Annotated in this window: 24 protein-coding genes; 8 read left to right on the top strand and 16 right to left on the bottom strand. The window is 73.8% G+C overall.

From position 1 onward, the window contains the following. The first annotated feature begins 102 nt into the window (after positions 1-102). Complete coding sequence (locus tag IE108_RS21095) at positions 103-1,500, top strand: serine/threonine-protein kinase (RefSeq protein ID WP_064726956.1); 1,398 nt, start codon at positions 103-105, stop codon at positions 1,498-1,500. A 27-nt stretch (positions 1,501-1,527) separates the two neighbouring features. On the opposite strand, the gene IE108_RS21100 is transcribed toward IE108_RS21095, so the two are convergent. The 9 genes from IE108_RS21100 to IE108_RS21140 all read right to left on the bottom strand — a co-directional run bounded on the left by IE108_RS21100 (position 1,528) and on the right by IE108_RS21140 (position 13,637). Beyond that, positions 1,528-2,346: a TrmH family RNA methyltransferase gene (locus IE108_RS21100; RefSeq protein WP_064726957.1), complete on the bottom strand. Its 819-nt coding sequence runs from the start codon at positions 2,344-2,346 to the stop codon at positions 1,528-1,530. A 1-nt stretch (position 2,347) separates the two neighbouring features. Continuing rightward, complete coding sequence (cobA, locus tag IE108_RS21105) at positions 2,348-3,580, bottom strand: uroporphyrinogen-III C-methyltransferase (protein ID WP_064726958.1); 1,233 nt, start codon at positions 3,578-3,580, stop codon at positions 2,348-2,350. Positions 3,581-3,770: 190 nt separating this feature from the next. After that, complete coding sequence (cobT, locus tag IE108_RS21110) at positions 3,771-7,433, bottom strand: nicotinate-nucleotide--dimethylbenzimidazole phosphoribosyltransferase (protein WP_064726959.1); 3,663 nt, start codon at positions 7,431-7,433, stop codon at positions 3,771-3,773. 347 nt (positions 7,434-7,780) lie between these two features. After that, entirely contained in the window at positions 7,781-9,001 is a 1,221-nt protein-coding gene (cbiE, locus tag IE108_RS21115) for a precorrin-6y C5,15-methyltransferase (decarboxylating) subunit CbiE (RefSeq protein WP_064726960.1), read from the bottom strand. A gap of 118 nt (positions 9,002-9,119) precedes the next feature. Continuing rightward, positions 9,120-9,758 (bottom strand): GNAT family N-acetyltransferase, encoded by a 639-nt coding sequence (locus tag IE108_RS21120; RefSeq protein WP_064726961.1) that lies wholly within the window; start codon positions 9,756-9,758, stop codon positions 9,120-9,122. Between the two features lie 135 nt (positions 9,759-9,893). Then, entirely contained in the window at positions 9,894-10,721 is an 828-nt protein-coding gene (locus IE108_RS21125; protein WP_064726962.1) for a MetQ/NlpA family ABC transporter substrate-binding protein, read from the bottom strand. Between the two features lie 68 nt (positions 10,722-10,789). Beyond that, on the bottom strand, positions 10,790-11,524 hold the full coding sequence (locus tag IE108_RS21130; protein WP_064726963.1) for a methionine ABC transporter permease: 735 nt from the start codon (positions 11,522-11,524) through the stop codon (positions 10,790-10,792). Further along, entirely contained in the window at positions 11,521-12,567 is a 1,047-nt protein-coding gene (locus tag IE108_RS21135; protein WP_064726964.1) for a methionine ABC transporter ATP-binding protein, read from the bottom strand. The genes IE108_RS21130 and IE108_RS21135 overlap by 4 nt, the downstream gene beginning before the upstream one ends. Positions 12,568-12,986: 419 nt before the next feature. Further along, a complete protein-coding gene (locus IE108_RS21140) occupies positions 12,987-13,637 on the bottom strand; it encodes an HAD family hydrolase (RefSeq protein ID WP_064726965.1) in 651 nt (216 codons plus the stop codon). Positions 13,638-13,732: 95 nt separating this feature from the next. Between IE108_RS21140 and IE108_RS21145 the strand changes: the two genes are divergently transcribed. Both IE108_RS21145 and IE108_RS21150 read left to right on the top strand, forming a co-directional pair. Then, a complete protein-coding gene (locus IE108_RS21145) occupies positions 13,733-14,092 on the top strand; it encodes a hypothetical protein (RefSeq protein ID WP_064726966.1) in 360 nt (119 codons plus the stop codon). After that, positions 14,073-14,510, top strand: coding sequence for a hypothetical protein (locus IE108_RS21150; protein ID WP_264200787.1), 438 nt, complete (start codon positions 14,073-14,075; stop codon positions 14,508-14,510). The genes IE108_RS21145 and IE108_RS21150 overlap by 20 nt, the downstream gene beginning before the upstream one ends. Positions 14,511-14,535: 25 nt before the next feature. On the opposite strand, the gene IE108_RS21155 is transcribed toward IE108_RS21150, so the two are convergent. From IE108_RS21155 to IE108_RS21165, 3 genes are all read right to left on the bottom strand, one after another. After that, positions 14,536-15,033, bottom strand: a complete 498-nt coding sequence (locus IE108_RS21155; protein ID WP_064726968.1) for a GNAT family N-acetyltransferase — start codon at positions 15,031-15,033, stop codon at positions 14,536-14,538. 45 nt (positions 15,034-15,078) lie between these two features. Beyond that, positions 15,079-15,585: a sigma-70 family RNA polymerase sigma factor gene (locus tag IE108_RS21160; protein ID WP_064726969.1), complete on the bottom strand. Its 507-nt coding sequence runs from the start codon at positions 15,583-15,585 to the stop codon at positions 15,079-15,081. Between the two features lie 74 nt (positions 15,586-15,659). Further along, positions 15,660-16,835 carry a glycerophosphodiester phosphodiesterase gene (locus tag IE108_RS21165; RefSeq protein ID WP_064726970.1) on the bottom strand — a complete coding sequence of 392 codons (1,176 nt, stop codon included), beginning with the start codon at positions 16,833-16,835 and terminating at the stop codon, positions 15,660-15,662. 506 nt (positions 16,836-17,341) lie between these two features. On the opposite strand from IE108_RS21165, the gene IE108_RS21170 reads away from it, so the two are divergent. Beyond that, positions 17,342-18,013, top strand: coding sequence for a lysophospholipid acyltransferase family protein (locus tag IE108_RS21170; protein ID WP_064726971.1), 672 nt, complete (start codon positions 17,342-17,344; stop codon positions 18,011-18,013). Positions 18,014-18,122: 109 nt separating this feature from the next. Here IE108_RS21170 and IE108_RS21175 read toward each other — a convergent pair whose 3' ends face one another. The 4 genes from IE108_RS21175 to argH all read right to left on the bottom strand — a co-directional run bounded on the left by IE108_RS21175 (position 18,123) and on the right by argH (position 22,804). Next, positions 18,123-19,655: an MFS transporter gene (locus tag IE108_RS21175; protein WP_064726972.1), complete on the bottom strand. Its 1,533-nt coding sequence runs from the start codon at positions 19,653-19,655 to the stop codon at positions 18,123-18,125. After that, the gene (locus IE108_RS21180) at positions 19,652-20,203 is read right to left on the bottom strand and encodes a TetR/AcrR family transcriptional regulator (RefSeq protein ID WP_189397726.1); all 552 of its coding nucleotides are present in this window, start codon (positions 20,201-20,203) and stop codon (positions 19,652-19,654) included. The genes IE108_RS21175 and IE108_RS21180 overlap by 4 nt, the downstream gene beginning before the upstream one ends. 91 nt (positions 20,204-20,294) lie before the next feature. After that, positions 20,295-21,266 (bottom strand): aldo/keto reductase, encoded by a 972-nt coding sequence (locus IE108_RS21185; RefSeq protein ID WP_064726974.1) that lies wholly within the window; start codon positions 21,264-21,266, stop codon positions 20,295-20,297. Positions 21,267-21,376: 110 nt separating this feature from the next. After that, entirely contained in the window at positions 21,377-22,804 is a 1,428-nt protein-coding gene (gene argH / locus IE108_RS21190; RefSeq protein WP_064726975.1) for an argininosuccinate lyase, read from the bottom strand. A 119-nt stretch (positions 22,805-22,923) separates the two neighbouring features. Here argH and IE108_RS21195 point away from each other — a divergent pair, with 119 nt between their 5' ends. The 4 genes from IE108_RS21195 (at position 22,924) to IE108_RS21210 (ending at position 26,551) form a co-directional block, all read left to right on the top strand. Beyond that, complete coding sequence (locus IE108_RS21195; RefSeq protein WP_064726976.1) at positions 22,924-23,511, top strand: pyridoxamine 5'-phosphate oxidase family protein; 588 nt, start codon at positions 22,924-22,926, stop codon at positions 23,509-23,511. Between the two features lie 3 nt (positions 23,512-23,514). Beyond that, positions 23,515-24,231, top strand: a complete 717-nt coding sequence (locus IE108_RS21200) for a L,D-transpeptidase family protein (RefSeq protein WP_064726977.1) — start codon at positions 23,515-23,517, stop codon at positions 24,229-24,231. An 88-nt stretch (positions 24,232-24,319) separates the two neighbouring features. Next, positions 24,320-25,702, top strand: a complete 1,383-nt coding sequence (locus IE108_RS21205; RefSeq protein ID WP_064726978.1) for a ferredoxin reductase family protein — start codon at positions 24,320-24,322, stop codon at positions 25,700-25,702. A gap of 27 nt (positions 25,703-25,729) precedes the next feature. Next, positions 25,730-26,551 carry an FMN-binding protein gene (locus tag IE108_RS21210; protein ID WP_064726979.1) on the top strand — a complete coding sequence of 274 codons (822 nt, stop codon included), beginning with the start codon at positions 25,730-25,732 and terminating at the stop codon, positions 26,549-26,551. Positions 26,552-26,553 lie beyond the last annotated feature (2 nt).

The following is a 26,553-nucleotide window of genomic DNA, read 5'->3' on the forward strand; positions in this document are numbered from 1 at the left end:
ACCCGGCACTGACAATCCGTCGTCGCGAGAGGGCGCGGCCTCTGCGCGCGGGCGGCCGTGGAAACGTAAGCTGTGGCTCGTCACAGGGACCGGGCAGCGGGGATGAACATGGCGATGATGCGCCTGAGGCGCGAGGACCCGCGCGTCGTCGGCTCGTTCAGGCTTCACAGGCGGCTCGGCGCGGGTGGGATGGGCGTGGTCTACCTGGGCTCCGACAAGAAGGGGCAGCGGGTCGCGCTGAAGGTCATCCGGCCGGACCTGGCCGAGGACCAGGAGTTCCGGTCGCGCTTCGCGCGCGAGGTCTCCGCGGCGCGGCGGATCCGGGGCGGCTGCACCGCCCGGCTGGTCGCCGCCGACCTGGACGCGGACCGCCCCTGGTTCGCCACGCAATACGTGCCCGGCCCCTCCCTGCACGACAAGGTCGTCGACGGGGGCCCGCTCGGCGCGGCGGACGTCGCCGCGGTGGGCGCCGCGCTCTCCGAGGGCCTGGTCGCGGTGCACGAGGCCGGGGTGGTGCACCGGGACCTGAAGCCGTCCAACATCCTGCTGTCCCCCAAGGGGCCTCGGATCATCGACTTCGGCATCGCCTGGGCGACGGGCGCCTCCACGCTCACGCACGTCGGCACCGCGGTCGGCTCCCCCGGTTTCCTCGCGCCCGAGCAGGTGCGCGGGGCCGCGGTCACGCCGGCCACGGACGTGTTCTCGCTGGGTGCCACGCTGGCGTACGCGTCGATGGGCGACTCGCCCTTCGGGCACGGCAGTTCCGAGGTGATGCTGTACCGCGTGGTGCACGAGGAGGCCCAGCTGCACGGTGTCCCCGACGCGCTGGCCCCGCTGGTGCGGGCGTGCCTGGCCAAGGACCCCGAGGAGCGCCCCAGCACGCTGCAACTGTCGCTGCGGCTGAAGGAGATCGCCGCCCGCGAGGCCCAGGGTCTGGCCGACGCCCGGCCGCCCGCTCCGCGCAGCGCGGAGGCCGACCTCCCGACGGGCCGGCTCGCCGACACCTACCCGGAGCGCGCGCCCCGGCGCCCGCAGGGCACTCCGGCGCCGCGGAGCACGTCGGGTTCCCGTGGACCTGCGCCCCGGCGTACGACTCCCCCGCGCGGCGGCGTGCCCTCGCGCGGGGGTACGCCGTCGCGCACCGGCGGTTCGGGCGCGCGGCCCGCGTCCAGGTCCACTCCCGCCCCCCGGGACGCCGCCGGCCGCGGCACCGGGCGCAACGACGGCGGCCGTCCCGGGCCGCGCAGTGGGGCGGGGCGCACCGGCCCGAGGACCACCGGGACCGGGCGGCGCCGGCCCGCGAACCCGCGGCTGCTGCGGCAGCGCCTGTTCGTGTTCGTCGTGGTGACGCTGCTGGTGGCGCTGGGGATCGCCGTCGCGCAGGGCTGCCAGGGCCCCTCGCAGGGCCTCGGCGACGGGCGCGGTGAAGTGCGGGCGGCGCAGGGGCCGGTGGAGACGGCCGGCGTGTCCTTGCCGGGGCAGGGCGGGACCGCGCTGTAGCGGAGGGCTCCGCACCGCCCGGCTGGGCTACGCCGAGGGGCGTCCCACCGTGACCGCGTAGAAGGCGACCGCGGCGGCCGCGCCGACGTTCAGGGAGTCGACGCCGTGGGACATCGGGATGCGGACCCAGGTGTCGGCGGCGGCCAGTGCCCGCCGGGAGAGCCCGTCGCCCTCGGCGCCCAGCATCAGGGCCACCCGTTCCATGCGGTGCGGGGCGACCTCGTCGAGGGGCTCGGCGCGGGCGTCCGGGGTGAGGGCGAGGAGCGAGAAGCCCGCCTCGCGGACCGTTGCCAGACCGGCCGGCCAGCCCTCCAGGCGGGCGTAGGGCACCGAGAAGACCGCGCCCATCGAGACCTTCACGCTGCGCCGGTACAGGGGATCGGCGCAGTCCGGGGAGAGCAGGACCGCGTCCATGCCGAGAGCGGCGGCGGAGCGGAAGATCGCGCCGATGTTGGTGTGGTCGTTCACCGACTCCATGACCACGACGCGCCGGGCGGAGCGCAGCAGCGCGGCCGCCGTCGGCAGGGCGGTGCGGCCCATGGAGGCGAGGGCGCCGCGGTGCACGTGGTAGCCGGTGACGCGCTCGGCGAGCCGGGGGTCCACGACGTACACCGGGGCCGGGGCCTCGTCGATCACGTCGCGCATGGCGTCGACCCACTTGGCGGACAGCAGCATCGAGCGCATCGCGTAGCCGGCCTCGCCGGCCCGGCGGATGACCTTCTCGCCCTCGGCGATGAACAGGCCTTCGGCGGGTTCGCGGCGACGGCGCAGTTCGACGTCGGTGAGGTTCGTGTAGTCGTGCAGGCGCGGGTCGCCGGGGTCGTCGATCGTGACGAGTTCGCCCATGTCACACCGTCCCGTGCGGGCCGACGCCGACGACCGCGCCGACGACGATGACGGCGGGCGGCCTGACGCCCTCGGCGACGACCGTCTCGGCGACGGTGGCGAGGGTCGCGTCCACCCGGCGCTGGGCGGCGGTCGTGCCCTCCTGGACCAGGGCGACGGGGGTGTCGGGGGACCTGCCGTGCGCGACGAGGGTCTCGGCGATCCGGCCGATCTTGTCGACGCCCATCAGGATCACCAGCGTGCCGGTGAGCTTCGCGAGGGACGCCCAGTCGACCAGGGAGCGCTCGTCGTCGGGGGCGACGTGGCCGCTGACCACGGTGAACTCGTGGGCCACGCCGCGGTGGGTGACCGGGATGCCGGCGGCGCCGGGGACCGAGACGGAGCTGGAGATCCCGGGGACGACGGTGCAGGGGATGCCGGCCTCGGCGAGCGCCTGCGCCTCCTCCATGCCCCGGCCGAAGACGAAGGGGTCCCCGCCCTTGAGCCGGACCACTGCCTTGCCCTGCTTGGCGTGCTCGATCAGCGCGTTGTTGATGGCCTCCTGGGCCATGAAGCGGCCGTACGGGATCTTCGCCGCGTCGATGACCTCGACGTGCGGCGGCAGCTCCGCGAGCAGGTCGCGCGGGCCGAGCCGGTCGGCGATGACGACGTCGGCCTCGGCGAGCAGGCGGCGTCCGCGGACGGTGATCAGGTCCGGGTCGCCGGGCCCGCCGCCGACGAGGGCGACTCCGGTGGCGCGGGTGCGCTGGTGCGGGGCGACGAGCGTCCCGTCGCGCAGGCCCTCCACGACCGCGTCGCGGATGGCGGCGGTGTGGCGCGGGTCCCGGTCGCGCGCGTCGGTGGTGAGCACGGCGACGGTCACGCCCGCGCTGTGCCCGGAGGCCGGGGTCCAGGCGGTGGCCTCGTCGGCGTCGTCGGCGCGTACGCACCAGACGCGGCGGCGCTCGCCCTCCGCGGAGGCGGCGGCGTTGGCCTCGGTGTCGCTGGTGGCGATCAGGGCGTACCAGGCGCCGGTGAGGTCGCCGTCCGCGTACCGGCGGCGCTCCCAGGTGAGTTCACCCGCATCCGCCATGGCCTCGACCGACGCGGTCGCCGAGGGGGAGACGAGGAGGACGTCGGCGCCGGCCGCGACGAGCGCGGGCAGGCGGCGCTGGGCGACCTGGCCGCCGCCGAGGACGACCACGCGACGGCCGGTGAGGCGGAGGCCTACGGGGTAGGCGGGGTGTTCGGCCATCAGGGTGGGCTCCTCGTCCTGACGTGCGGTGGGCGCTGCGGCGGTGGAGCGGCCCTGACGTGGGGATACGTGCGGATTGTAGGAGACGTGCACGGGCGGCACGAGGTCGGTCCAGGGTACGGCGGGGGCGGGGCGGTGGCGACGGACGTCCCGCCGCACCGCGTCCCGCCCCCGTGAGGCCGTCGTGGAGCTACTTCTCGGTGACTCCGGCCGAGTCGAAGGTCGCCACCTCGTGCATCGCCCGCGCGGTGCTCTGCACCATCGGCAGGGCCAGCAGCGCGCCGGTGCCCTCGCCGAGGCGGAGGTCCAGGTCGACGAGCGGGCGCAGGCCGAGCTTGCCCAGCGCGGCGACGTGTCCCGGCTCGGCGCTGCGGTGGCCCGCGATGCAGGCCGCGAGGACCTCGGGGGCGATCGCCCGGGCCACCAGGGCGGCGGCGCCGGCACTGACACCGTCCAGGATCACCGGTGTGCGCAGGGAGGCACCGCCGAGGAGCAGGCCGACCATGGCGGCGTGCTCGAACCCTCCGACCGCGGCGAGGACGCCGAGGGGGTCGGCCGGGTCCGGCTGGTGGAGTTCCAGGGCGCGGCGGACGACCTCGGTCTTGCGGGCCAGCGTCTCGTCGTTGATGCCGGTGCCGCGGCCGGTGACCTCGGCGGGGTCGGCGCCGGTGTAGACGGAGATCAGCGCGGCGGACGCCGTGGTGTTGGCGATGCCCATCTCGCCGGTGAGCAGCGCCTTGTTGCCGGCGGCGACCAGGTCGCGGGCGGTCTCGATGCCGACCTCGACGGCCTGCTTGGCCTCCTCGCGGGTCATCGCGGGGCCGGTGGTCATGTCGGACGTGCCGGCCCGGATCTTGCGGGGCAGCAGGCCGGGCGTCGCGGGCAGGTCGGTGGCGACGCCGACGTCCACGACGCAGACCTCGGCGCCGACCTGGCCGGCGAAGGCGTTGCAGACCGCTCCCCCGCCCAGGAAGTTGGCCACCATCTGGGCGGTGACCTCCTGCGGCCAGGGGGTGACGCCCTGGGCGTGCACCCCGTGGTCGCCGGCGAAGACCGCGACGGCGGCGGGCTCGGGGATGGGCGGCGGGCACTGCCGGGACAGTCCGCACAGCTGGGCGGAGATGATCTCCAGCATGCCGAGCGCGCCGGCCGGCTTGGTCATCCGCTTCTGCCGCTCCCAGGCCTCGCCGAGCGCCTTGGCGTCCAGCGGGCGGATCTGCGCGACGGTCTCGGCGAGCAGGTCGTGCGGTGCCTCGCCGGGCAGGGCGCGGCGGCCGTACGTCTCCTCGTGCACGACCCAGGAGAGCGGGCGGCGCTTGGACCAGCCCGCCTGCATCAGCTCGGGCTCGTCCGGGAACTCGTCGACGTACCCGACGCACAGGTAGGCGACGACGTCCAGGTGCTCGGGCAGGCCGAGCGCGCGGACCATCTCGCGCTCGTCGAAGAAGCTGACCCAGCCGACGCCGAGGCCCTCGGCGCGGGCGGCGAGCCACAGGTTCTCGACGGCGAGCGCGGAGGAGTAGGGCGCCATCTGCGGCTGGGTGTGCCGGCCCAGGGTGTGCCGGCCGCCGCGCGTCGGATCGGCGGTGACGACGATGTTGACCGGGGTGTCGAGGATGGCCTCGATCTTCAGTTCCTTGAACTGCTTGGCCCGGCCCTTGGGGAGGGACTTCGCGTAGGCCTCGCGCTGGCGCATCGCCAGTTCGTGCATGGCGCGGCGGGTGTCGGCGGAGCGGATGACGACGAAGTCCCACGGCTGCGAGTGGCCGACGGAGGGCGCGGTGTGGGCGGCCTCCAGGACGCGGAGCAGCACCTCGTGGGGGATGGGGTCGCCGCGGAAGCCGTTGCGGATGTCGCGGCGTTCGCGCATGACCTTCAGTACGGCCTCGCGCTCGGCGTCGTCGTAGCCGGGGGCGGCGGGTCCGGCGGAGCGTCGGCCGTCCTGGGGCGGCTGCTGCGCGTCGGACACGGCGGCCTCCACGAGGTCGTCCTGGTCGGCCGCGTGGGTGTCCAGGTCCTCGGGGCTCTGGGCGCCGGGGTGGCCGGGGTCGGCCTCGCGCGGGGCGGGGACCTCGGGCCCGGCGTGCACGGCCAGGGTCTCGGCACCGGCCTCCGCCGCCGGGGCCTCCGGCGGGAGGAGGACGGCCTCGGGCGGCGTCGGGGCGAGGTGCGGGGTGGTGGGCACGGCGGCGCCGTCCACCGGCAGGAACCCGCCGTCGCTCGCGTCGGGGTGGGGCTCCTGGGCGCCGGGCTCCTGCTCGGGCAGGGGCTGCTGGGGCAGGGACTGCTCGGCGGGGATGGCGGCCCCGTCGGTCACGGCGGACTCGCCGACGATGCCGGGAGCCGCCGCTTCCGCGTCCTGCGGGGGCTCGCCCCACCGGACATCCGGCGCCGGGGGGCCGGCGTGGACGCCGGCGTGCGGTGGCATCGGGTCCTGGGCGGCCGGGAACTGCTCCTGCACCGGCGCTTCCTCCGGCGCCGGGGCCGGCTGCTCGGCGAGCGCGGGGGCCTCCGCGGTGGGGACGGGGGCCTCCCCGGGGGAGACAGGGGCCTCCGCGGTGGAGACAGGGGCCTCCGTGGTGGGGGCCGGGGTCGGCTCGGGCTCGACGGCCTCGGCGGAGGCCTGTGCGGCCGCGAGGGCTTCCAGTGCCCCGGGGGCGAGGGGCGCGCGCTCCGGCAGGTCCTCGGACGGGCTCTCCGGCACCTGGGCGTCGCCGGGCGCCGGGATCTCGGCCGGCAGGGCGTCCTGGGGTGCCTGCGCCTCGGCGGGCAGGGCGTCGTTCTGCGGGGTCAGGGGCTCGGTGGCCTGCGGGGCCTCGGCGTGCGGGGGCTCCTGCGGTGCGGGGGCCTCGGCCGCCCAGGCTTCTTCCGGCGCCTCCGGCTCAGCGGCGGCGGGCGGCTCGGAGGTCAGGCCGGACTGCGCGGTGCCGTCGGCCTGCGCCGCCTCGGGGGCGTACGGGGCTTCCAGGGCGTCCGCAACACCCGAGACGCCGCCGACCTCTTGGGGCTCGCCGACGGCTTCGGGGCCGGGTGCGGCGGCGGCCGCCTCGGCGGGGGGCTCCATCTCGACCGGCTCGGGGGCGGGCTCCTCGGCGACCGGTTCCGGCACGGCCTCCGCGACAACCGGTTCCTGCGCGGGAGCGGCGGGGTCCGGCACGGGTGCCCCGGCCTGCTCGGCCCCGGGGTTGACCGGTCCGCCCGTCGCCGCGACGGCCTCCGTGGCGACGCGGGACACCAGGGCCTGGGCCGCGCCCACCGTCTCAACTGCCTGTTCCGGTACCGGAATAACCGTTTCCGCATGCCCCGCCGCATGGCTCACCGGCGCCTGGACGGCCTGCGGTTCGCCCTGGGCGCCCCAGGGTGCCGCGGCCTGCGGAGAGGTCGCGGCAGTCTGCTGGGCCTCCGCGTACTCCGGCCCGACGGCCGGCTGGCCCACGGGCCGCACCGGGGCGTGGGCCGGACCGCGGTCGGCGAGGGAACGGACCGGGCTGGCGGAGGTGTCGGGAATCGGCGGACCGAGGTGCAGGGGCCTGCGCGGCGGGACCGGCGCGGCCGCGGCGTCCTGCGCGGGGTCGGGCAGGCGGACACCGCTGAGGTCGACCGAGCCGCTGTCACGGCCGGACAACTCGTGCGGGCCCGGCTGGTGCACGGTCTCGACGACCGGCTCCGGCGCCGGGGGCGCGACCTCGTTGCCCCACGCTCCCTGGGCTCCCGGCAGCAACAACAGGTCCTCGTCCTCGGCGTCGGCCTCGGAGAGGTAGGTGTACGCGCCGGGTGCGGGGACGCCCGGCTGCTCCACCGTGCCTGCGTCCTCCGGCAGCCCCTCGCCCGGGATCTGGCCGGTGTCGGTCATGCGTAACCCCTCGCCCATCGGTTAGTGCTTCTACGACCAGCTCGCCCGGGACGGCGCACCGCCCGCCCCACAGTGAAGAACGAGCGTGCGTGCCCGGCGGCACGAACGACCCGCGGGAAAAGACGACAAAGCCATTGAGTGGCATTGTCGCGGTCGTTCCCCCGCCAGGACAGCTCGATCCGCGACGGCCCGCTGTGGACTGCGCCACGTTGCGCGTCCTCCGGTCCTGCCGTACCACACCCGGCCCGGAAGGTGCGGGTTTTTGTGGACATCGGCCGACGAAGTGCCGGGTGTCCGAGTGCGGTACAACAATCCGCCAGCCTACCCCGCGCAGTATGAACAACCGATCACGGGGCGCGGTCCGGCAGGACCCCGCTGAGCAGGAACGCGACGCTCCGCTCGCTCTCCGTCCAGGCCCGGGTGTCCAGTCCGACGGACTGGAGCAGGGCGCACTCGACCCGGTAGCCGTGCTCCGTCAGGTCCCTGCCGACGAGTTCGGCCGCGTCGCGGGTCGCGGCGTGCGCGACGATCCGCTCGGGGCGCCGGTCGGCGACCGCGGAGACCACGGCCGCTCCCCCGCCGCCGACGCGGACCACGTCGGGTTCGGGGAGGTTCTCCAGCACGTGCGGAGCGGTGCCGTGCACGACCTGGAGCTGGACGCCGAAGTGGCGTGCGGTGGCCTCGGTGCGGGCGCAGGCCTCGGGGTCGCGGTCGACCGCGATGACGGCGGCGCCGCCGCGTGCCGCCTCGGTGGCGAAGGCTCCCCCGGCGCAGCCGATGTCCCACACCAGGTCGCCGGGGCGGGGCCCCAGCCTGGCGAGTTGGGCCGTGCGCAGCAGGTCGGTCTCGCCCTCGCCCAGCGGGCCGGCGTACGCCTCGGCGGGCAGGCACCAGCCGCGCGCTCCGGCGGCGGGGTCGCGGCCGGCGATCCACCCCCCGCCGTCGGGCGTCGAGCCGGGCCCGACGCTGCCGCCGGCCACGATGACCACGTTCGGGTCGCGCCAGGTGTGGTCGGCGGCCTTGTCGGAGGTGACGACGGTGACCCGTTCGCTCGTGGTGCCGAGTTCCTCGCAGATGACGAAGGTGCGGTGCACGCCCTCCATCAGCAGGCCGAGTTCGGCGGGCCCGGCGCCCGGGGAGGTGAGGACGGCGACCTTGGGGTGGGCCCGGCAGATGTTCACCGCGCGTCGCAGGGTGCGGGGGTGGGCGACGACCACCTGGGCGTCGTCCCAGGGCATCCCGGCGCGGGCGAAGGCGGCGGCCACCGAGGAGACGGCGGGGACGACCTCCACCTCCAGGCCGAACTCGGGGGCCCGCAGGGTGCGTACGACGCCGAAGAAGCCGGGGTCGCCGTCGGCGAGGACGACGGTCGTGCCGCGGTGGGCGGCGACGCGGCGGGCGGCGAGGGCGACGCTGCCGAGGCGGATGCGCTCCGCGGTGGGCGGTACCTCGGGAAGCGCCAAGTGGTGGGCGGCGCCGGCCACCAGTGTGGCGGCTCCCAGCGCGGAGCGTGCCGCGGCGGTCAGCGGCGAACCGTCCCAGCCGATCACCGTGACCCGGTCGGCCATCGTCGTCAGTCTCCAGGAATTTCGCAGGTCGTGGTCGCGAAACCATGCGCGGGCGCGCCCCGTGAGGGTACCCGGTGCGCTCCGGGAGCGGGACGGCGGCGCCGTCGGTCCCCGGCGGTCAGTTCCAGTCGGTGAAGGTGGTGAAGTCGCCGCTGTCGGTGAGCTGCCCGGATCCTCCCTCCAGGTCCTCCGGCAGCAGGCTCCACACGATGAAGTCGGTGCGTACGTCCGTCCAGACGCCGTCCTCGGTCCGCACGCGCGCTATGCAGGCGTTGCGCAGGACGCCCTCGCTGATGCAGCCGATCTTCTGCGCGACCTGCTGGGAGGCGGTGTTGTCGGCGGCGGTGCGCAGTTCGAGGCGCTCGAACTTCTGGTCGCCGAACAGCCACTGGGCGGTGGCCAGGGCCGCCTCGGAGGCGTATCCCTCGCCCCGGGCCCAGGGGGCGACGATGTACGACAGCTCGGTGGACCGGACGTGCCAGTTGGTCTTGGCCAGCTGGATGACGCCGACCAGTCGCTGGGTGAGGAACTCGGTGACGGCCAGGTCGAGGCCCCGGCCCGCGGTGCGCTCGGCGGGGGCGTGGTCGCCGATCCAGTCGCGGGCGCCGTCCTCGGTGAAGGGCTGGGGGACGTGGGTCCAGGCGGCGACCTGCTCGTCGTTCATCATGGCGGCGAGCGCGGGGACGTCGTCCTCGTCGAGGGGGCGCAGCACCAACCGCTCCGTGCTGATGGAGATGTTGGGGAAGGTGCTCGTCATGCGCCGCTCCGTAACCTGTGTAACCGTCAGGGCCTGCTCGAACTGCCCAGCATGCAGCATGAAAGCACCCCACCGCACCACCGGGTCCGCTCCGCGCGCACGGAGCGGACCCGGTGCGGTCACGCGCCGTGCGGATCAGAAGGAGGGGAGCACGGACCCGGCGAAGTTGTCCTCGATGTACTTCTTCACCTCGGGCGAGGTGAGGAGCTTCGCGAGCTTCTTGACCCGCGGGTCGTTCTCCTGGCCCTCCTTGACGACGAGGAGGTTGACGTTCGGGTTGTCCTTGGCGGACTCCAGGACGAGGGCGTCCTTGGCCGGCTTGAGGTCGGCCTCCAGAGCGTAGTTGCCGTTGATGACCGCGGCGTCGACGTCGTTCAGGGAACGCGGGGTCTGGGCCGCCTCCAGCTCCTTGAACTGGAGGTTCTTCGGGTTCTTGGTGATGTCGGCGGTGGTGGCCGAGTTGCCCGCGCCGTCCTTGAGGGTGATCAGGCCCTCGGAGGCGAGCAGCTGGAGCGCGCGGGCCTCGGTGACGGTGTCGTTGGGCAGGGCGATGGTCGCGCCGTTCTTCAGGTCGCCGGTCTTGTCGGCCTTCTTGGAGTAGAGGCCGAGCGGCTCCAGGTGCACCGAGGCGACGGACTTCAGGTGGGTGCCGTTCTTCTTGTTGAAGTCCGCGAGGTACGGCTCGGTCTGGAAGTAGTTGGCGCCCACCGAGCCGTCCTCCGTCGCCGTGTTCGGCGTGACGTAGTCGGTGAACTCCTTGACCTCCAGGTCGAGGCCCTCCTTCTGCGCCAGGTTGTCCTTGACGTAGTTGAGGATCTCGGCGTGCGGGACGGGCGTCGCGGCGACGACCAGCGGGCCGGAGGTGTCGGAGGCGGAGTCCTTGTCCGAGCCGCAGGCGGAGAGGCCGAGGGTGAGGGCTCCGGCGGCGAGGACGGCGGTGGTGATCTTGGCGGTGTTACGCACGAAAAGTGCCTTTCCTGAGGTGGTGCGACCCCGTCACGGGTACAACGGGGAGTCTTTGGAGGGGAGGGTCAGGCGACCTTGCCGATGTCGGCGGCGGCCGGCTCCTTCGCCTTCAGCAGCCGGAGCGCGGGGGCGGCGCCGCCGCGCCCGCGGCGGTGCAGGGTGCGGGCCGCGAGGTCGCCGGCGAACTGGATGAGGGAGATGACGACCGCGAGAAAGGCGACGGTGATCCACATCAGCCCGGTGTCGAAGCGCTGGTAGCCGTAGCGGACGGCGAGGTCGCCGAGGCCGCCGCCGCCGACGGTGCCGGCCATGGCCGAGTAGCCGATGAGCGCGATGACCGTGGTGGTGGTGCTGGCGATCAGGGACGGGAGCGCCTCGGGGACCAAGACCTTGCGGACGATGGTCCAGGTGCTGCCGCCCATGGACTGGACGGCCTCGACGAGCCCTCCGTCGACCTCGCGCACGGCGGTCTCGACGAGCCGCGCGAAGAACGGGATGCCGCCGATGGCGAGCGGCACGATCGCCGCCTCGCTGCCGATGGTGGTGCCGGTGACCCAGCGGGTGAAGCTCATCAGCGCGACCATCAGGATGATGAACGGCATAGAGCGGCCCACGTTCACGACCTGGCCGACGACCTTGTTGACCACGACGTTCTGGAGCAGCCCGCCCCGGTCGCTGAGGACGAGCAGGACGCCGAGCGGGAGTCCGGCGACGACGGCGATCAGGGTGGACCAGCCGACCATGATCAGGGTTTCCCAGGACGCCTGCTCCAGCAGGGGCTGCATCTCGGACCAGGTCACTTGGCACCTTCCTTCACCAGCGCGGACGGCGCCTCGCTCGTGGCGTTCACGACGTCGATCTGGAGGCCCTGCTCGCGCAGGAAGCCGACGGGCACGACGTTGTCCTCGTAGCGGCCGGGCAGCTCGATGCGCATCCGGCCGACCTGGAGGCCGCCGACGGTGTCGATGGCCGCGCCGAGGATCGATATGTCGATGTTGTAGGTGCGGGAGAGCTGCGAGACGACGGGCTTGGTGGCCGCCTCGCCGTGGAAGGTGATGTCCAGGACCGTGCGGTCGTCGGCGGAGGCCTCGCCGCCGACGGGGAAGAGCGCGGCGGCGAGTTCGGAGCCCGGAGTGGCGAGGAGTTCGCCGACGGTCCCGGACTCGACGATGCGGCCGTGTTCCATCAGCGCGGCCGAGTCGCAGACGCTCTTGACGACGTCCATCTCGTGGGTGATGAGCAGGACGGTGAGACCCAGCTCGCGGTTCAGGTCGCGCAGCAGCTGGAGGATGGAGCGGGTGGTCTCCGGGTCCAGGGCGCTGGTGGCCTCGTCGGAGAGCAGCACCTTGGGGTCGCCGGCCAGGGCGCGGGCGATGCCGACGCGCTGCTTCTGGCCGCCGGAGAGCTGGGCGGGGTAGGCGCCCGCCTTGTCGGCGAGGCCGACGAGGTCGAGCAGTTCCAGCGCCTTGCGGGAACGTTCCTTCCCCGACTTGCCGAGGATTTCCAGCGGTAGTTCGACGTTGTCCCGCACGGTCCGCGCGGAGAGCAGGTTGAAGTGCTGGAAGACCATGCCGATGCGGGTGCGCGCCTGCCGCAGTTCGCGGCTCGCGCGCGGGCCGCGGCCGGCCAGCGCGGTGAGGTCCTGGCCGGCGACGGTGACCGTGCCGGCGGTGGGCCGCTCCAGGAGGTTGACGCAGCGGATGAGCGAGGACTTGCCGGCGCCGGACTGGCCGATGACGCCGTACACCTCGCCCTCGCGTACGTGCAGGTCGACGCCGTCCAGGGCGGTGACCTCGCGGCCGCGTGAGCGATAGACCTTCGTGAGGCCCGATGTGGTGATCACGTGGGTTTCCGTCACTGTCGAGTGCGCGGCGCGGTGGTGGGCGCCGGGCACGGGGCGTTGTTCTTCGGGGTCTTGGGTCCTTCGGAACGCGGCACGTTCTCGCGGTGGCGGTGCGACCGGGAACCCCCGAGGGGGGAGAAACGTGTGCGCGGGGCGTGGCTCAGCCGCGGCGCGGGGCGCGGTGGCGGGCATGAGCGGCGCTCGCTTCGGGGCGCGAGGCTCAGGTGGTGCGGGGGCCCTCTAGAAGGCGCACATTCGACACATACAACGAGCACCGGGCGTCATCGTCGCCTCGGTCGCAGGGGTGCGGTCGCTCGTCGTGCTCATGCGATCAGTAAAGCAGACCGGTGCTCGTGACCCGACGGCGCTGTCCGGATGGTGGACAGTGGTGGACGGCATGCGGGCACCGGCGGGCGGGCTCAGCCCCGGACGTCGATCTCGATCCCGGCGTCGGTGACCAGTGGGGACAAGGCCGACAGGTCGGTGACCACCAGGTCGGCGTCGAGTTCGGCGGGGGCGTGGGTTGTGGCCAACGCCACGGTCCGCATCCCGGCGGCGCGGCCGGCCCGGAGACCGGCCGGAGCGTCCTCGAAGACCACGCAGTCGGCCGGGTCCACGCCGAGGATCCGGGCGCCCAGCAGATAGGGCTCCGGGTCGGGCTTGCCGCGCGTGACGTCGTCGGCGGCGACGAGGTTCTTGGGCAGGACGCCGACCGCGTCGAGGCGGGCCTCGGCGAGCCGGCGGGTGGCGGAGGTGACCACGGCCCAGCGGTCGGCGGGCAGCGCGCCGAGGAAGTCCCGGGTGCCGGGCAGCAGCCGCACCCCGCCGTTCGGGACGTCCTCCACCTCCAGCTGCTCGATCCGCGCGACGGCGCGGGGCACCAGGTCGGCCGGGAGGAGGTCGGCGGCTATCTCCGCGGCGGTGCGGCCGTGCAGCTCGACCCCCGCGAACCGCTCCGCGGTGATCCCGTACTCCTCGGCCCACCGCGTCCAGCAGCGGCCCACGGATTCGAGGGAGGAGACGAGGGTTCCGTCGTTGTCGAAGAGCAGGGCGCGTGCGTGGATCCTCATGCCCCCGACCCTACGGGTCCGCCGCGGGCCCGTGCCGGGTGGCGGGGGCGGGGCCGGGGACGGCGGGCCTTTTGGGCCGTAATAGGCTCGCTGCCATGCTCGACGCCCTGACGCTGGTGACCGCCGTCGCCGCGCTGCTGCTCGCCGCCTGGTGCGGCTGGGCGGCCTACCGCGACCAGCCCACGAAGGACTGGCACTTCATCGGCATGGCCGTGGTCTCGGTGCTGGCGCTGATCCAGCTCGTGGTCGGGATCGTGCAGCTGGCGCGGGGCGAGGAACCGGACCAGGGCACGACGATCTTCGTGGCGTATCTGCTGGGCGCCTTCGCCTGCGTCCCGGCGGCCGGGTTCATGTCGCTGGCCGAGCGCACCCGCTGGGGCTCGGCGACGGTGGCGGCGGGCGGCGTCGTCCTCGCCGTCCTGGAGGTGCGGCTCTATGACATCTGGGGAGGCTGACGTGGTGGCCACGGAGGACAGGCCGGCCCGTACGCGGCTCATCGGCGGACCCGGGATCCTGCTGGTGTGGCTGTACGGCGTGATGGTCGTCGGCGCCGTGTCGCGGTCCGCGTTCCAGATCGCCACCGAGTTCGACCGGGCGCCGCTGCCGTACACGCTGTCCGCGTTCGCGGGTGTCGTCTACGGGTTCATCACCTACACGCTGGTGCGCGGCGGCGAGACGGCCCGCCGGGCGGCCGTGGTGTGCTGCGCCGCCGAGCTGGTGGGCGTGCTGACGGTGGGCACCTGGACGCTGGTGGAGCCGTCCGCCTTCCCCGACGCGACCGTGTGGTCCGACTTCGGGATGGGGTACCTCTTCATCCCCGTGCTGCTGCCGCTGTCGGCCCTGTACTGGCTGCGCCGGGCCCGCACCGCGTAGGCCGCCGTACGGTCCCGGCGCCGGGTCAGGCCGTGGTGGCGTACGCCTCGGCAGGCTTCTCCAGGACGATCATGGGGACGCCGTCCGCGCCCTCGGCCGTGCCGACCGTCCGGTAGCCGACCCGCCGGTACAGCCGCAGGCCGCTCTCGCTGCGGTGCCCCGTGTGCAGGCGGAAGCGCTTGGCGCCCCGCTCGTCGGCGAGCGCCGCCTCGGCGGCCCGCAGCAGACGGGCGCCGATGCCGTGGCCCTGGAGCCGGGGATGGACGCACAGCTTGCCGATGGCCGCGGCGCCGTCCTCGCTCACCCGGCCGCGCACCGAGCCGACGACCTCGTCACCGAGCCGCGCCACGAAGACGCAGTCGCCGGCGACCTCGTCGCGCACGGAGTCCAGGGTCTGGACGAGCGGGTCGATGCGGTAGTTGCCGTACAGCGCCGCCTCGCTCTGGAAGCAGAGGTACTGCAACCGGAAGATCTGCTCGGCATCCCTCGCGGACGCCGCCGAGATGGTCACGCTCATGCCCATGTGCGCATGCCTCCCGCTCACCTGATCACCTGTGGTCCCCCACTCCTATCCCCGTCCCCGGCGGGCCGCAACCTCCGGCGTCAACAATCGGCGCAGACAACCCAGACATCGGGAACGTTCCGGGCCAAGGCTGCCCTGTGAGATACCCAACTCCCTCGCGATCTCCCGGTATGTGAGGTCTCTCGGCGACAGCAGCGCCCCGATCAGCCGGGGGCAGCGGCCGGGCAGCCGGCGTACCGCGTCGCGCAGGGCGCGGTGCCGGGCGGCGGCGAGGACGAGCTGTGCGGGGTCGTGTTCGGCGGCGCCCGCGGGTTCGCTCCCGTACGGGCGCTCGCGGCGGGCCGTACGGCGGGCGCGGCGGGCCTCGGTGCGGACGGCGCGGCGCAGCCAGCGGTGCGGGTCGGAGGGCGGTCCCTCGGTCCGCAGCCGCTCCAGCAGGCGCAGCCAGACGGCCTGTTCGAGGTCGCCGGGCTCGGCGCCGGACGCCTGCGCCTCGGCGGCGGCCTCGGCGGTGAGCAGGGGGCCCAGGGAGTCGACCAGGTCGTGCGTCATACGCACGTCGACGCGGCCGCCCGGGCGGCGGGTTGCCCGGGCGGCCGAAGCTCACCCCAACCGGGGTCGGGTGCTCAGCCGTTGACGAAGTCCTCGCGGGCCAGCACGCCGGTGTCCGGGTTGTCGGTGAAGATGCCGTCGATGCCGGTGGCGAAGTAGGTGCGGAAGGCGCCGAAGGCGTCGCCGTAGGCGTCGGGGTCGGTGCCCTTGCGGAACTCGGCGGGCAGGAAGGGGTTCTCGTTGCGCATGGTGTAGGGGTGCAGGACGAGGCCCGCGCGGTGGGCGTCGCGGACCAGGGTCGTCGGCTCGGTGAGCCGGCCCGCCGAGTCCCTGGGGATGATCAGGTCGAGCGTGGGCCCGATGCCCTGCGCGTAGGAGGCGATCTCCCGCAGGCCCTTCGGCGTGACGAGGTCGGCCGTGGTGCGCGGGTCGCCGGTCTCGACGAAGTCCCAGGGCCGGGTGTTCGCCCCGGACAGCAGGACGGCCAGGGGGTTGCCGACGAGCCGGTTCATCCGCTGAATGCTGGTGGGTTCGAAGGACTGGACGATGACGGGCGAGTTCCCGCGGTCCTTGCCGTACTTGCGCAGCAGGCGCGCGAGACGCTCCTCCGTGCCCAGGCCCAGCTTGCGGAAGTAGGTGGGGTGCTTCAGCTCGGGGTAGATCCACACCTGCCTGCCGCGCCTGCGGGTCTGCTCGTTCTGCCAGCGGAGCACCTCTTCGAAGGTGGGGATCTCCCACCGGCCGTCGTAGAGGGAGTTGTGCGGGCGGTTGGCCGGGATGCGCTCGGTGGCGCGGAGGGTCTTCAGCTCGGCGAGGGTGAAGTCCTCGGTGAACCAGCCGGTGGTGGAGACGCCGTCCAGCAGCTTGGTGCGCTTGCGGTCGGCGAACTCGGGGTGGCCGGCGACGTCGGTGGTGCCGCCGATCTCGGGCTCGTGGCGGCAGACGAGGTGACCGTCCCGGGTGGGGACGAGGTCGCCGGCCTCGACGATGTCGGCGCCCATGTCGAGGGCCAGTTCGTAGGAGCCGAAGGTGTGCTCGGGGCGGTATCCGCTGGCGCCGCGGTGGCCGATGACCGTCGGCACGGGCAGGCCCCCCACGCCGCCGCCGTGTCCCCCGCCGTGCCCGGTGCCGGCGGCTCTCGCCGTGCCGGACAGGCCCAGGACGGCTCCGCCCGCGCCGAGCACCGCCGCTCCGAGGAGCGCACGCCGTCCGGTGCCGCCCGCCTGCTCGTCCGACTCCTGCGTTCCCATCAGGGCCTCCTGCCGTCGACGTCGGTGCGCGCCGATCGTAGGGGCGCGTACATGACGAGTGGGAGACCGTGGCCGGAACACGCGGGTGCGGGGTGATGTCGTATGGGCGCGGTGGCCGGGATACGGGTGGGGCGCCGGCGGCCTCGTGGGGTTGGTGGGGCCGGATGGCTGACGGGTCGTCGGCTTGGGTCCGCCGTGCCGGGGTACGCGATGTCACACGGGTCGGCGGCGCGGCTCCGGCGGCGCGCCTCGTACGGCGCGGGCGGCGCCCGTGCTTCGATCCGGGCCGGGTACGCACCCCCGGGGCCGGCCGGCACGGTCCTCCGGGCGCGACCTGCCTCACACCGGCGTGAGGACGTTACCGCCGCGCAACACGACGGCACCGCAGGTGAACACGCGTCAACACCGCGTAAGACCCGGGTGACCCGAGGTGCGTGACCCCCGGGGCCGCGAGTAATGTCCTCACCTGCACATACTCATACACATCCCCGACACCGGAGGACCCGTTGTCCCGCTTCGCGCTCATCAAGGCAGTGCTCGGCCCGATCATGCGCCTGATGTTCCGCCCACGGGTGGAGGGCGTGGAGCACATTCCGGGCGACGGTCCGGTGATCCTGGCCGGCAATCACCTCACCTTCATCGACTCGATGATCCTGCCGCTGGTCTGCGACCGGCAGGTCGTCTTCATCGGCAAGGACGAGTACGTCACCGGCAAGGGCTTCAAGGGCCGCCTCATGGCCTGGTTCTTCACCGGCGTCGGCATGATCCCGGTCGACCGCGACGGCGGCCGGGGCGGTGTCGCGGCGCTGATGACCGGGCGCCGGGTGCTGGACGAGGGCCGGGTCTTCGGCATCTACCCGGAGGGCACCCGCTCCCCCGACGGCCGCCTCTACCGCGGCCGCACCGGCATCGCGCGGCTGACGCTGATGACCGGCGCGCCCGTGGTCCCGTTCGCCATGATCGGCACCGACAAGCTCCAGCCGGGCGGCGCGGGGCTGCCCCGGCCGGGCAAGGTCACGGTCCGCTTCGGCGAGGCGATGGAGTTCTCCCGCTACGAGGGCATGGACCGCGACCGCTACGTCCTGCGCGCCGTGACCGACTCCGTGATGACCGAGGTCATGCGGCTGTCCGGCCAGGAGTACGTGGACATGTACGCCAGCAAGGCGAAGGCGGCGTAGGCCTCCGGCGGGGAGGGCCACCGGTCCCCCGCACCGGCTTTCGCGAGCGCATGGGACGGCGGACCGCACCCGAGGGTGCGGTCCGCCGTCCCGTGTTCGCGCGCGGGGGCTACGGGTGCTCCACGCCGTCCTCCAGGCGCTGGCCCCGCAGCAGGAACCAGGAGGCCACCGCAGCGGCCAGCAGGACCGCGGCGCCGACGCCGGCCGCGAGGGTCAGACCGTCGACGAAGGCCTGGCGGGCCGAGTCCAGCAGCGCCCCGGCCGTGTCCGCGGGGAGCGCGGCGGCCGCCTCCACCGCGCCGCCCAGCGACTCGTGTGCCGCCGCCGGAGTGCCCGCCGGACCGGTGAAGTCGCGGTAGACGCCGGTCACGATGGAGCCGAGCACCGCGATGCCGAGCGCGGCGCCGAGTTCGTACGCCGTCTCGGACACGGCGGAGGCCGCGCCCGCCTGCTCCTTGGGCACGCTGGAGAGGATCACGTCGGCGGTGACGGTGAACGAGAACCCGGCGCCGACGCCGACGACCAGCAGGGCCGCGCCGAGCAGCGGGTAGCCGGTGTCCTGCCCGATGACGGTCAGCGCGGCGAGCGCGAGACCGACGGCGGCGAGCCCGCCGGCGACGACGGCGCGCACCGAGAAGCGGCGGGCCGCGCGGCCGGCGATCAGACCGGCGACCACCGCGCCGACGGCGGCCGGCAGTTCGGCCAGGCCCGCCTCGAAGGGGCGCCGGCCCTGGACGAGTTGCAGGTACTGGGAGAGGAAGAACACCAGCCCCGACAGGCCCAGGATGGTGAGCAGGTCGGCGAGGACGGCGCCGCTGAAGCCCCGGCTGCGGAAGAGCCGCATGTCGAGCAGCGGCTTCGGCATCGTCAGCTGGCGGCGCACGAAGCCGTAGAGCGCGGCGGCGCCCAGCAGGCCGGCGGCGAGCGTGGCCCACGCGAACCCGTGGGCTGCGGCCTCCTTGACGGCGTAGACCACGCCGACCATGCCGACCAGGGACAGGACGACGCTCAGCATGTCCCAGGGGCCCGGGTTCGGGTTGCGGGACTCGGGCAGCAGCTTGGCGCCGACGACGACCAGGACGGCCATCACGGGCAGGTTGATCAGGAAGACCGAGCCCCACCAGAAGTGCTCCAGCAGGAACCCGCCGACGATCGGGCCGACCGCGGTGCCGGCGGAAGCGGTGGCGCCCCAGATGCCGACGGCGAGGCTGCGCTCGCGCGGGTCGTGGAAGAGGTTGCGGATCAGGGCGAGGGTGGCCGGCATCAGGGTGGCGCCCGCGACGCCGAGCAGGGCCCGGGCGAAGATCATCACCTCGGGGGTGTGCGCGTAGGCGTTGAGCACGGATATCGCGCCGAAGGCGGTGGCGCCCACCAGCAGGATCCGCTTGCGGCCGATGCGGTCGCCGAGGCTGCCCATGGAGACCAGCAGACCGGCGATGACGAAGGAGTAGACGTCGCCGATCCAGAGCAGCTGGGTGCCGGAGGGGGCGAGGTCCTCACTGATGTAGGGGGTCGCGAGACCGAGCACGGTCGCGTCGACGGCCACCAGCAGCACGGCCAGCACGAGGACGGACAGCGCCAGCCAGCGGCCGGGGCGCTTCACCGCCTCGGTCGTGTGCGCCGACTGCAGGGTGCGGGTCATGGTTCCTCTCTCCGTACTGCGCCGCCGAGCAGCAGCTCGACGATCATGTGGGTGAAGTCGTTGCGGGCCACGCGGCCCTCGGTGACGGCCCAGGCGCCGGCGCCGATCAGGCCGTACAGGGCCTCGGTGAGCCAGGCCGGGGTGAGATCGATGCGGAACTCGCCGCTCTCCTGGCCCCGGCGGAAGAGTTCGGCCAGGGCGGCGTCGATGCGGGCCCAGCCCTCGTTCTGCTCCTCGCCCTCGAACAGCTGGTTCTCGGTGTAGAGGAAGGCGATCAGACCGGCCGCGGGCTCGATCTCGCGGACGAGCCGGCGGACCGCGTCCGTCGCGGCCCCGTCGTCGAGGCGCGCGGCGTTCAGGGCCGCCTCGCACTCGGCGATGCCGAGCGCCTCCAGCGCCAGGACCAGCGCGTCGCGTCCCGCGAAGTGCCGGTGCAGCGTGGCCCGGCTGATCCCGGCCGCCCGCGCCACCTCGTCCATCGTCGCGGTGGCTTTTCGGGTCAGCAGGGACGCGGCGTCGCGCAGTACCTGGTCTCGATCAACAGCCATGAGACTACGATAACCCATGTGAGACATTCCTGTCTCACACTGGGCATGCGTGACTCACCTCTCGGAGATGAGACACGGGCAGGCGAAGGGCTCAGTGCCAGGGCAGCTGCCCGCGGCGCTCCCAGTACGCGGCCGGTTCCTCGACGAGGGCGCCGAGGCGTGCCACCTGGTCCTCGTCGAAGTCGACGACGGCGGCGTGCAGGTTCGAGCCGAGCTGGTTCACGGTCGCGGCCCCGGAGAGGACCACGCCCGCCCAGGGCTGCCGCAGGATCAGCGCGAGCGCGACCGCGTCGCAGCCCAGCGCCGTCTCCTCCGCGACGGCCTTGAGGGCGCCGGGCGCGTGGGGTTCGGCGAGCCGGCCGTTGGCCATGCCCTCCTTGACGATCACGGTGAGCCCGGCCTCGTGCGCCTCGGCCAGCGCGGGCCCGGCGGAGGTCTCCAGCACGTTGTACGTCGACTGGACGGTGCGGAAGAGCGGCTCCCCGTCCACGGTCACCGCGAGCGCCGCACGGACGGCCTCGGCCTGGGCGGGGCCGCTGGTGGAGAAGCCCACGGTGACCCCGCCCGCGGCGGCCTCGGCCAGCTTGGCGTGGAGTTCCTTGTCCGTGAGGGCCGGGCTGTCGGGGGTCAGCGAGTGGATCTGGTAGAGGTCGAGCCGGTCGCCGAGCAGGGCGTCGGTCTCGCCGCGCTGGCGTTCGTAGGTCGCCGCGCCGTGGTCCTTGACCTCGTGCCGCTCGGCCTCGGTGGACCAGTCGGCGGTGTAGGTGTAGCCCCACTTGCTGCCGACGATCACGTCGTCGGCGTCCGGGCGCTCCCGGAGCCAGTCGGCCAGGAACTCCTCCGAGCGCCCGTAGGAGCGGGCCGCGTCGAAGTAGCGCACGCCCTGCGCGTAGGCGGCGTCGAGGAGGTCGTGGGTCCGCTCGCGCAGCGCCTGTACCGTACGGTCGGCCGGCAGGTCGTGGTCGCGACCGAGGTTGATGTAGCCGGGTCGGCCGACGGCGGCGAGACCCAGACCGATGTGGCAGGTGGGGGTGGTCGCCGCTGCCAGGCGGGCGAAGGGCATCGCGGGCTCCGTTCGGTCGGCTGCTGAAGCTGCTGAGCTTGCCGTAGCTGCTGTAGCTGCTGTAGCTCGCTGACCAACGTAACCGCGATGCCCCTCCGGTACACCGGGTGCTACTTCTTGGCGTTCGCCCACGCGTGCTGGCCGGACACGTCCGCCTTCACCTCGGCGAGCTGGACGGCGACCGCCTCGGGCGCGGTGCCGCCGCGGCCGTTGCGGGAGGCCAGGGCGCCGGGGACGTCGAGCACCGAGCGGACCTCGGGGGTGAGGTGGGCGGAGATCTTCGCGAACTGCTCGTCGGTCAGCTCGTCCAGCTCCTTGCCCTCGGCCTCGGCGGCCTTCACGCACTCGCCGGCCACCTCGTGCGCCACGCGGAACGGGACGCCCTGCCGGACCAGCCACTCGGCGATGTCGGTGGCCAGCGAGAAGCCGGCCGGGGCCAGCTCCTCCATGCGCTCGCGGTGCACGGTGAGGGTGGCCATCATGCCGGTGAAGGCGGGGAGCAGGACCTCCAGCTGGTCGATGGAGTCGAAGACCGGCTCCTTGTCCTCCTGGAGGTCGCGGTTGTACGCGAGCGGCAGGGCCTTCAGGGTCGCCATCAGGCCGGTCAGGTTGCCGATGAGGCGGCCGGACTTGCCCCGGGCCAGCTCGGCGATGTCGGGGTTCTTCTTCTGCGGCATGATCGACGAGCCGGTGGAGAAGGCGTCGTGCAGCGTGACGAAGGAGAACTCCTTCGTGTTCCAGATGATGATCTCCTCGGCGATCCGGGAGACGTTCACGCCGATCATCGCGGTGACGAAGGCGAACTCGGCGGCGAAGTCGCGGGAGGCGGTGCCGTCGATGGAGTTGCCGGCGCTGCCGCGCTCGAAGCCGAGGTCGCGGGCGACCGCCTCGGGGTCCAGGCCGAGGCTGCTGCCCGCCAGCGCGCCCGACCCGTACGGGGACACGGCGGTGCGCTCGTCCCACTGCCGCAGCCGCTCCGCGTCCCGGCCGAGCGCCTGGGCGTGGGCGAGGACGTGGTGCGCGAAGAGCACCGGCTGGGCGTGCTGGAGGTGGGTGCGGCCGGGCATCGCCACGTCCGGGTGGGCCTCGGCGAGGCCGATCAGCGCGTCCTGGAGGTCGGCGATCAGGCCGCCGAGGGTCCGGGCGTGGTCGCGCAGGTACATGCGGAAGAGGGTGGCCACCTGGTCGTTGCGCGACCGGCCGGCGCGCAGCTTGCCGCCGAGGTCGGCACCGAGCCGCTCCAGCAGGCCGCGCTCCAGGGCGGTGTGCACGTCCTCGTCGGCGACGGTGCCGGTGAACGAGCCGTCGGCGACGTCCGCCTCCAGCCGGTCGAGCCCTTCGGTCATCCGGGTCAGCTCGTCCTCGGTGAGCAGGCCCGCCTTGTGCAGCACGCGCGCGTGGGCACGCGACCCGGCGATGTCGTAGGGCGCGAGCCGCCAGTCGAAGTGCACCGACGCGGACAGCTTCGCCAGGGCCTCGGCGGGACCGTCGGCGAAACGTCCGCCCCAGAGCCGGACGTCACCGCTGTTGCTGCTCACCTGGGTCGCTCCTCACCGCACGATCACTGTTCTGCATGAGTATGCAGAAGTCTGCATGATTCGTCAATCCGGCGGGAGGGCGGTGACGACCGCCGCCCCCGCCCGGATAATCCGTGGACATGGGAAAGACATACGAGCGCATCGACGGCAGGCTCCGCACCTTCATCGAGGCGCAGCCCGTCTTCTTCACCGCCACCGCTCCGCTGGCCGGCGACGGCACGGTGAACCTGTCCCCGAAGGGCCTGGCGGGCAGCTTCGCGGTCCTGGACGAACACACCGTCGCCTATCTGGACTTCGCGGGCTCCAACGCCGAGACCATCGCCCACCTGCGGGAGAACGGGCGGATCACCCTGATGTGGTGCGCGTTCGAGGGGCCGCCGAACATCGTGCGGGTGCACGGCCGCGGTGAGCCCGTCTTCCGCGACGACCCTCGCTTCCCCGGTCTCCTCGGCCACTTCCCCGACATCGACACCAGCGCGCACGGACTGCGCGCGATCATCGTCGTGACCGCCGGACTCGTCCGCGACACCTGCGGCTACGCCGTCCCCTTCATGGCGTACGAGGAGGACCGGGACCTGCACGGCAAGCGGTTCGCCCGGGAGGACGACGCCTCGCTCAGCGCCTATTTCACCAAGAAGGACCACGTCGCGACGAGCCTGGACGGCCTTCCCGGGCTGCCGTTGCCGCTGCCCCCCTCTACCGTCTGAGCCATGCGCCCCGGTGTCGTAGCCGTCCTCGTCTCCGCGTCCCTCCTCACGCTGGGTGCCGCGCCGCCCGGCGCCTCCTCCTCCCCGCCGCTGCCCGCGCGGATGGCGGACACCGGCGGCGGCACCCAGCTGATCACCGCGGTCGCGCCGGGCACCGGCTCGACGACGGGCACGGTCACCTGGTGGGACCGCCGGGGCGCCGGGGACGGCCGGTGGGTGCGGGCCGGTTCCGCGCCCGCCCGTTTCGGGGCCGGGGGGCTGACCGACGGCGCGACGCGCGTGCAGGGCACGAACACCACCCCGACCGGGCTGTACGACCTGCCGTACGCCTTCGGCATCCGGGCGGCGCCGCGCGGCACGGCGTACCCGTACCGCCCGGTCCGCAAGGACTCCTGGTGGTGCCAGGACAACGCCTCGCGCGCCTACAACCGCTGGACCGAGCCGCGCCCCGCCGACTGCCGCGCCGCCGAGGCCGAGCACCTGGTCACCTACACGGCGCAGTACGCCCACGCCCTGGTCGTCGGCTTCAACTACCACCGCCCGGTGCGCGGCCGGGGCGCGGGCATCTTCCTGCACGTCGACGGGCGCGGGGCGACGGCCGGCTGCGTGTCGGTCCCGTCCGAGGCGATGCGGCGCATCCTGCGGTGGGCGAAGCCCGACGAGCGGCCGCACCTCGCGATCGGGACCGAGGGCGGCCGGACCGCCATCACCCGCTACTGACCGGCGACGGGCGGAGCGGACCGGGCTGAACGCTCGGGCGGCGCGGCGCGTATCTGTGGGCCAAGGGTCAAGTCCCCACGGAGGAACCGTGACCACCACGCTCGCCGGCGGCCGTGCCGCCCGCCGTCAGACGATGCGGCGCATCCGTCCGCGCCGCTCCCCCGCCGTCCCCCTGCTGCTCGCCGTGTGGGCGGGCGCGGCGGGCGTGTTGTGGCTGTGGTGGCGCAACACGCCCGCCATCTCCGACCAGACCGGCATGATCCTCAACGCGGGCCGGATCACCGGCCTGCTCGCCGGGTACCTGATGGCGCTGGTCGTACTCCAGATGGCGCGGGTTCCCGCGCTGGAGCGGCGGGTGGGCTCGGACCGGGTCGCCCGCTGGCACGCCATGAGCGGCCGGTACACGCTCTGTCTGGTCGTCGCCCACGTCCTCCTCATCATGTGGGGCTACGCCGCCCAGGCCGGCAAGGGCCTCGGCGACATCGTCGGCCAGACGGTCGACTCGGTGAACCAGCTGCCCGACATGGGCAAGGCCGCCATCGGCACCGGCCTGCTGGTCGTCATCGGCCTGCTCTCCATCGGCCCGGTCCGCCGGCGCATCCCGTACGACCTCTGGTACCACGTGCACCTGCTGACGTACGCGGCCGTGTTCCTGACCTTCTGGCACCAGTTGAGCACCGGCAACGACTTCGCCGTCGAGCCGGTCGCCAAGACCGTCTGGTACGTCCTGTACGGGTCGGTGACCGCGCTCGTGCTCTGGTACCGCGTGCTGACACCGCTGCGCCTCAACCTGCGGCACCGGCTGCGGGTGGAGGCGGTGATCGAGGAGACGCCCGGCATCGTGTCGGTGCTGATCGGCGGGCGCCGGCTGCACCGGATGGGCGCGGAGGCCGGGCAGTTCTTCCGCTGGCGGTTCCTGGCGCCGGGGATGCGGTTCAGCTCGCACCCGTACTCGCTGTCGGCGGCGCCGCGCCCGGACATGCTGCGGATCACCGTGAAGGCGATCGGCGACCACAGCGCCCGGCTTCGGGAGCTGGAGCCCGGCACCCGGGTGTGGGCGGAGGGCCCGTACGGCGCCCTCACCGCCCAGCGCCGCAGCCGCGGCAAGGTGCTGCTGGTGGCGGGCGGGGTCGGGATCACGCCGATGCGGGCGCTGTTCGAGACGCTGCCCGGCGCGTCGGGTGACATCACGCTGCTCTACCGGGCCAACAGCACGCAGGAGCTGGCGCTGTGGGACGAGCTGGCCGGGATCGCCGAGGAGCGCGGGGCCCGGCTGATGTACGCCGTCAACAGCCCCGACGGGGCGCGGCCGGACATCTCCGCGGAGACCCTGAGCCGCAAGATCCCGGAGGTCGAGCGCCACGACGTCTTCCTGTGCGGGCCGCCCGGCTTCGCGCAGTCGGTGTACGAGGCACTGCGCGGCGCGGGGGTTCCCGCCCGCCGTATCCACCACGAGTCGTTCGAGATGTGAGCGACGGACATCAGGAGTCCAGGACAGATGAGGAAAAGTCACCCCGTTCGGCGTGCCGTGCTCGCCGGCGCCGCGACCGTGTCCGGGATCGTACTGCTGCTGTCGCTCAAACCGGCCTCGGACCCGGGAGCCGCCTCGGCGGCGGGCGGTGCCCCGCCGGCGGCCGCGCAGTCGCCGCAGGGCGGCCGGGGCGCCGGCTCGGGCACGGTCACCGGGGACGCCGCCGCGACCCAGTACGGACCGGTGCAGGTCCGCCTCACCGTGAGCGGCGGGAAGATCACCGGGGCGGAGGCCGTGCGGGCCCCCAAGGGCGGGCAGAGCGACCAGGTCACCGCCGACGCCGTGCCCAAGCTCAACCGGGCCGCCGTCGCCGCGGGCACCGCCGACATCGACGCCGTCTCCGGCGCCACCTACACCAGCGCCGGGTACCGGAAGTCCCTCCAGTCGGCGCTGGACAAGGTCGCGGCCGCCTCCGCGGGACAGGACTCCGGCGAGGGTGCGGGGCAGGGCGCGGGCGGCGGTTCGGAGCAGGGCGCCGGGGACGGCGGGGCGGGACAGGCCGGGGCCGGGCAGGGCACGCAGGTGCTCACCGGAGACGTCGCTCGGACCCAGTACGGGGCCGTCCAGGTGCGCGTCACCGTACGCGGCGGGAAGATCACCGGCGCCGAGACCCTCCAGGCGCCCAGGGGCGGGCAGAGCGACCGGGTCACCGCCGACGCCGTGCCCAAGCTCAACCGGGCCGCCGTCGCCGCGGGCACCGCCGACATCGACGCCGTCTCCGGCGCCACCTACACGAGCGCCGGATACAAGCAGTCCCTGCAATCGGCACTGGACCGGGCCGGTGGCTGACG

The sequence above is a fragment of the Streptomyces parvulus genome, assembly GCF_014648855.1.
Lineage (GTDB): Bacteria > Actinomycetota > Actinomycetes > Streptomycetales > Streptomycetaceae > Streptomyces > Streptomyces parvulus.

Bases quoted from the DNA above. Each gene is read 5' to 3' on its own strand.
- IE108_RS21200 (WP_064726977.1), top strand. From the start codon at position 23,515: ATGCGCCCCGGTGTCGTAGCCGTCCTCGTCTCCGCGTCCCTCCTCACG.
- IE108_RS21185 (WP_064726974.1), bottom strand. From the start codon at position 21,266: ATGCCCTTCGCCCGCCTGGCAGCGGCGACCACCCCCACCTGCCACATC.
- IE108_RS21120 (WP_064726961.1), bottom strand. From the start codon at position 9,758: ATGACGAGCACCTTCCCCAACATCTCCATCAGCACGGAGCGGTTGGTG.
- IE108_RS21175 (WP_064726972.1), bottom strand. From the start codon at position 19,655: ATGACCCGCACCCTGCAGTCGGCGCACACGACCGAGGCGGTGAAGCGC.
- IE108_RS21180 (WP_189397726.1), bottom strand. From the start codon at position 20,203: ATGGCTGTTGATCGAGACCAGGTACTGCGCGACGCCGCGTCCCTGCTG.
- IE108_RS21150 (WP_264200787.1), top strand. From the start codon at position 14,073: ATGACATCTGGGGAGGCTGACGTGGTGGCCACGGAGGACAGGCCGGCC.
- IE108_RS21160 (WP_064726969.1), bottom strand. From the start codon at position 15,585: ATGACGCACGACCTGGTCGACTCCCTGGGCCCCCTGCTCACCGCCGAG.
- IE108_RS21155 (WP_064726968.1), bottom strand. From the start codon at position 15,033: ATGGGCATGAGCGTGACCATCTCGGCGGCGTCCGCGAGGGATGCCGAG.
- IE108_RS21095 (WP_064726956.1), top strand. From the start codon at position 103: ATGAACATGGCGATGATGCGCCTGAGGCGCGAGGACCCGCGCGTCGTC.
- cobT (WP_064726959.1), bottom strand. From the start codon at position 7,433: ATGACCGACACCGGCCAGATCCCGGGCGAGGGGCTGCCGGAGGACGCA.
- IE108_RS21165 (WP_064726970.1), bottom strand. From the start codon at position 16,835: ATGGGAACGCAGGAGTCGGACGAGCAGGCGGGCGGCACCGGACGGCGT.
- cobA (WP_064726958.1), bottom strand. From the start codon at position 3,580: ATGGCCGAACACCCCGCCTACCCCGTAGGCCTCCGCCTCACCGGCCGT.
- IE108_RS21100 (WP_064726957.1), bottom strand. From the start codon at position 2,346: ATGGGCGAACTCGTCACGATCGACGACCCCGGCGACCCGCGCCTGCAC.
- IE108_RS21140 (WP_064726965.1), bottom strand. From the start codon at position 13,637: ATGAGGATCCACGCACGCGCCCTGCTCTTCGACAACGACGGAACCCTC.
- cbiE (WP_064726960.1), bottom strand. From the start codon at position 9,001: ATGGCCGACCGGGTCACGGTGATCGGCTGGGACGGTTCGCCGCTGACC.
- IE108_RS21145 (WP_064726966.1), top strand. From the start codon at position 13,733: ATGCTCGACGCCCTGACGCTGGTGACCGCCGTCGCCGCGCTGCTGCTC.
- IE108_RS21195 (WP_064726976.1), top strand. From the start codon at position 22,924: ATGGGAAAGACATACGAGCGCATCGACGGCAGGCTCCGCACCTTCATC.
- IE108_RS21210 (WP_064726979.1), top strand. From the start codon at position 25,730: ATGAGGAAAAGTCACCCCGTTCGGCGTGCCGTGCTCGCCGGCGCCGCG.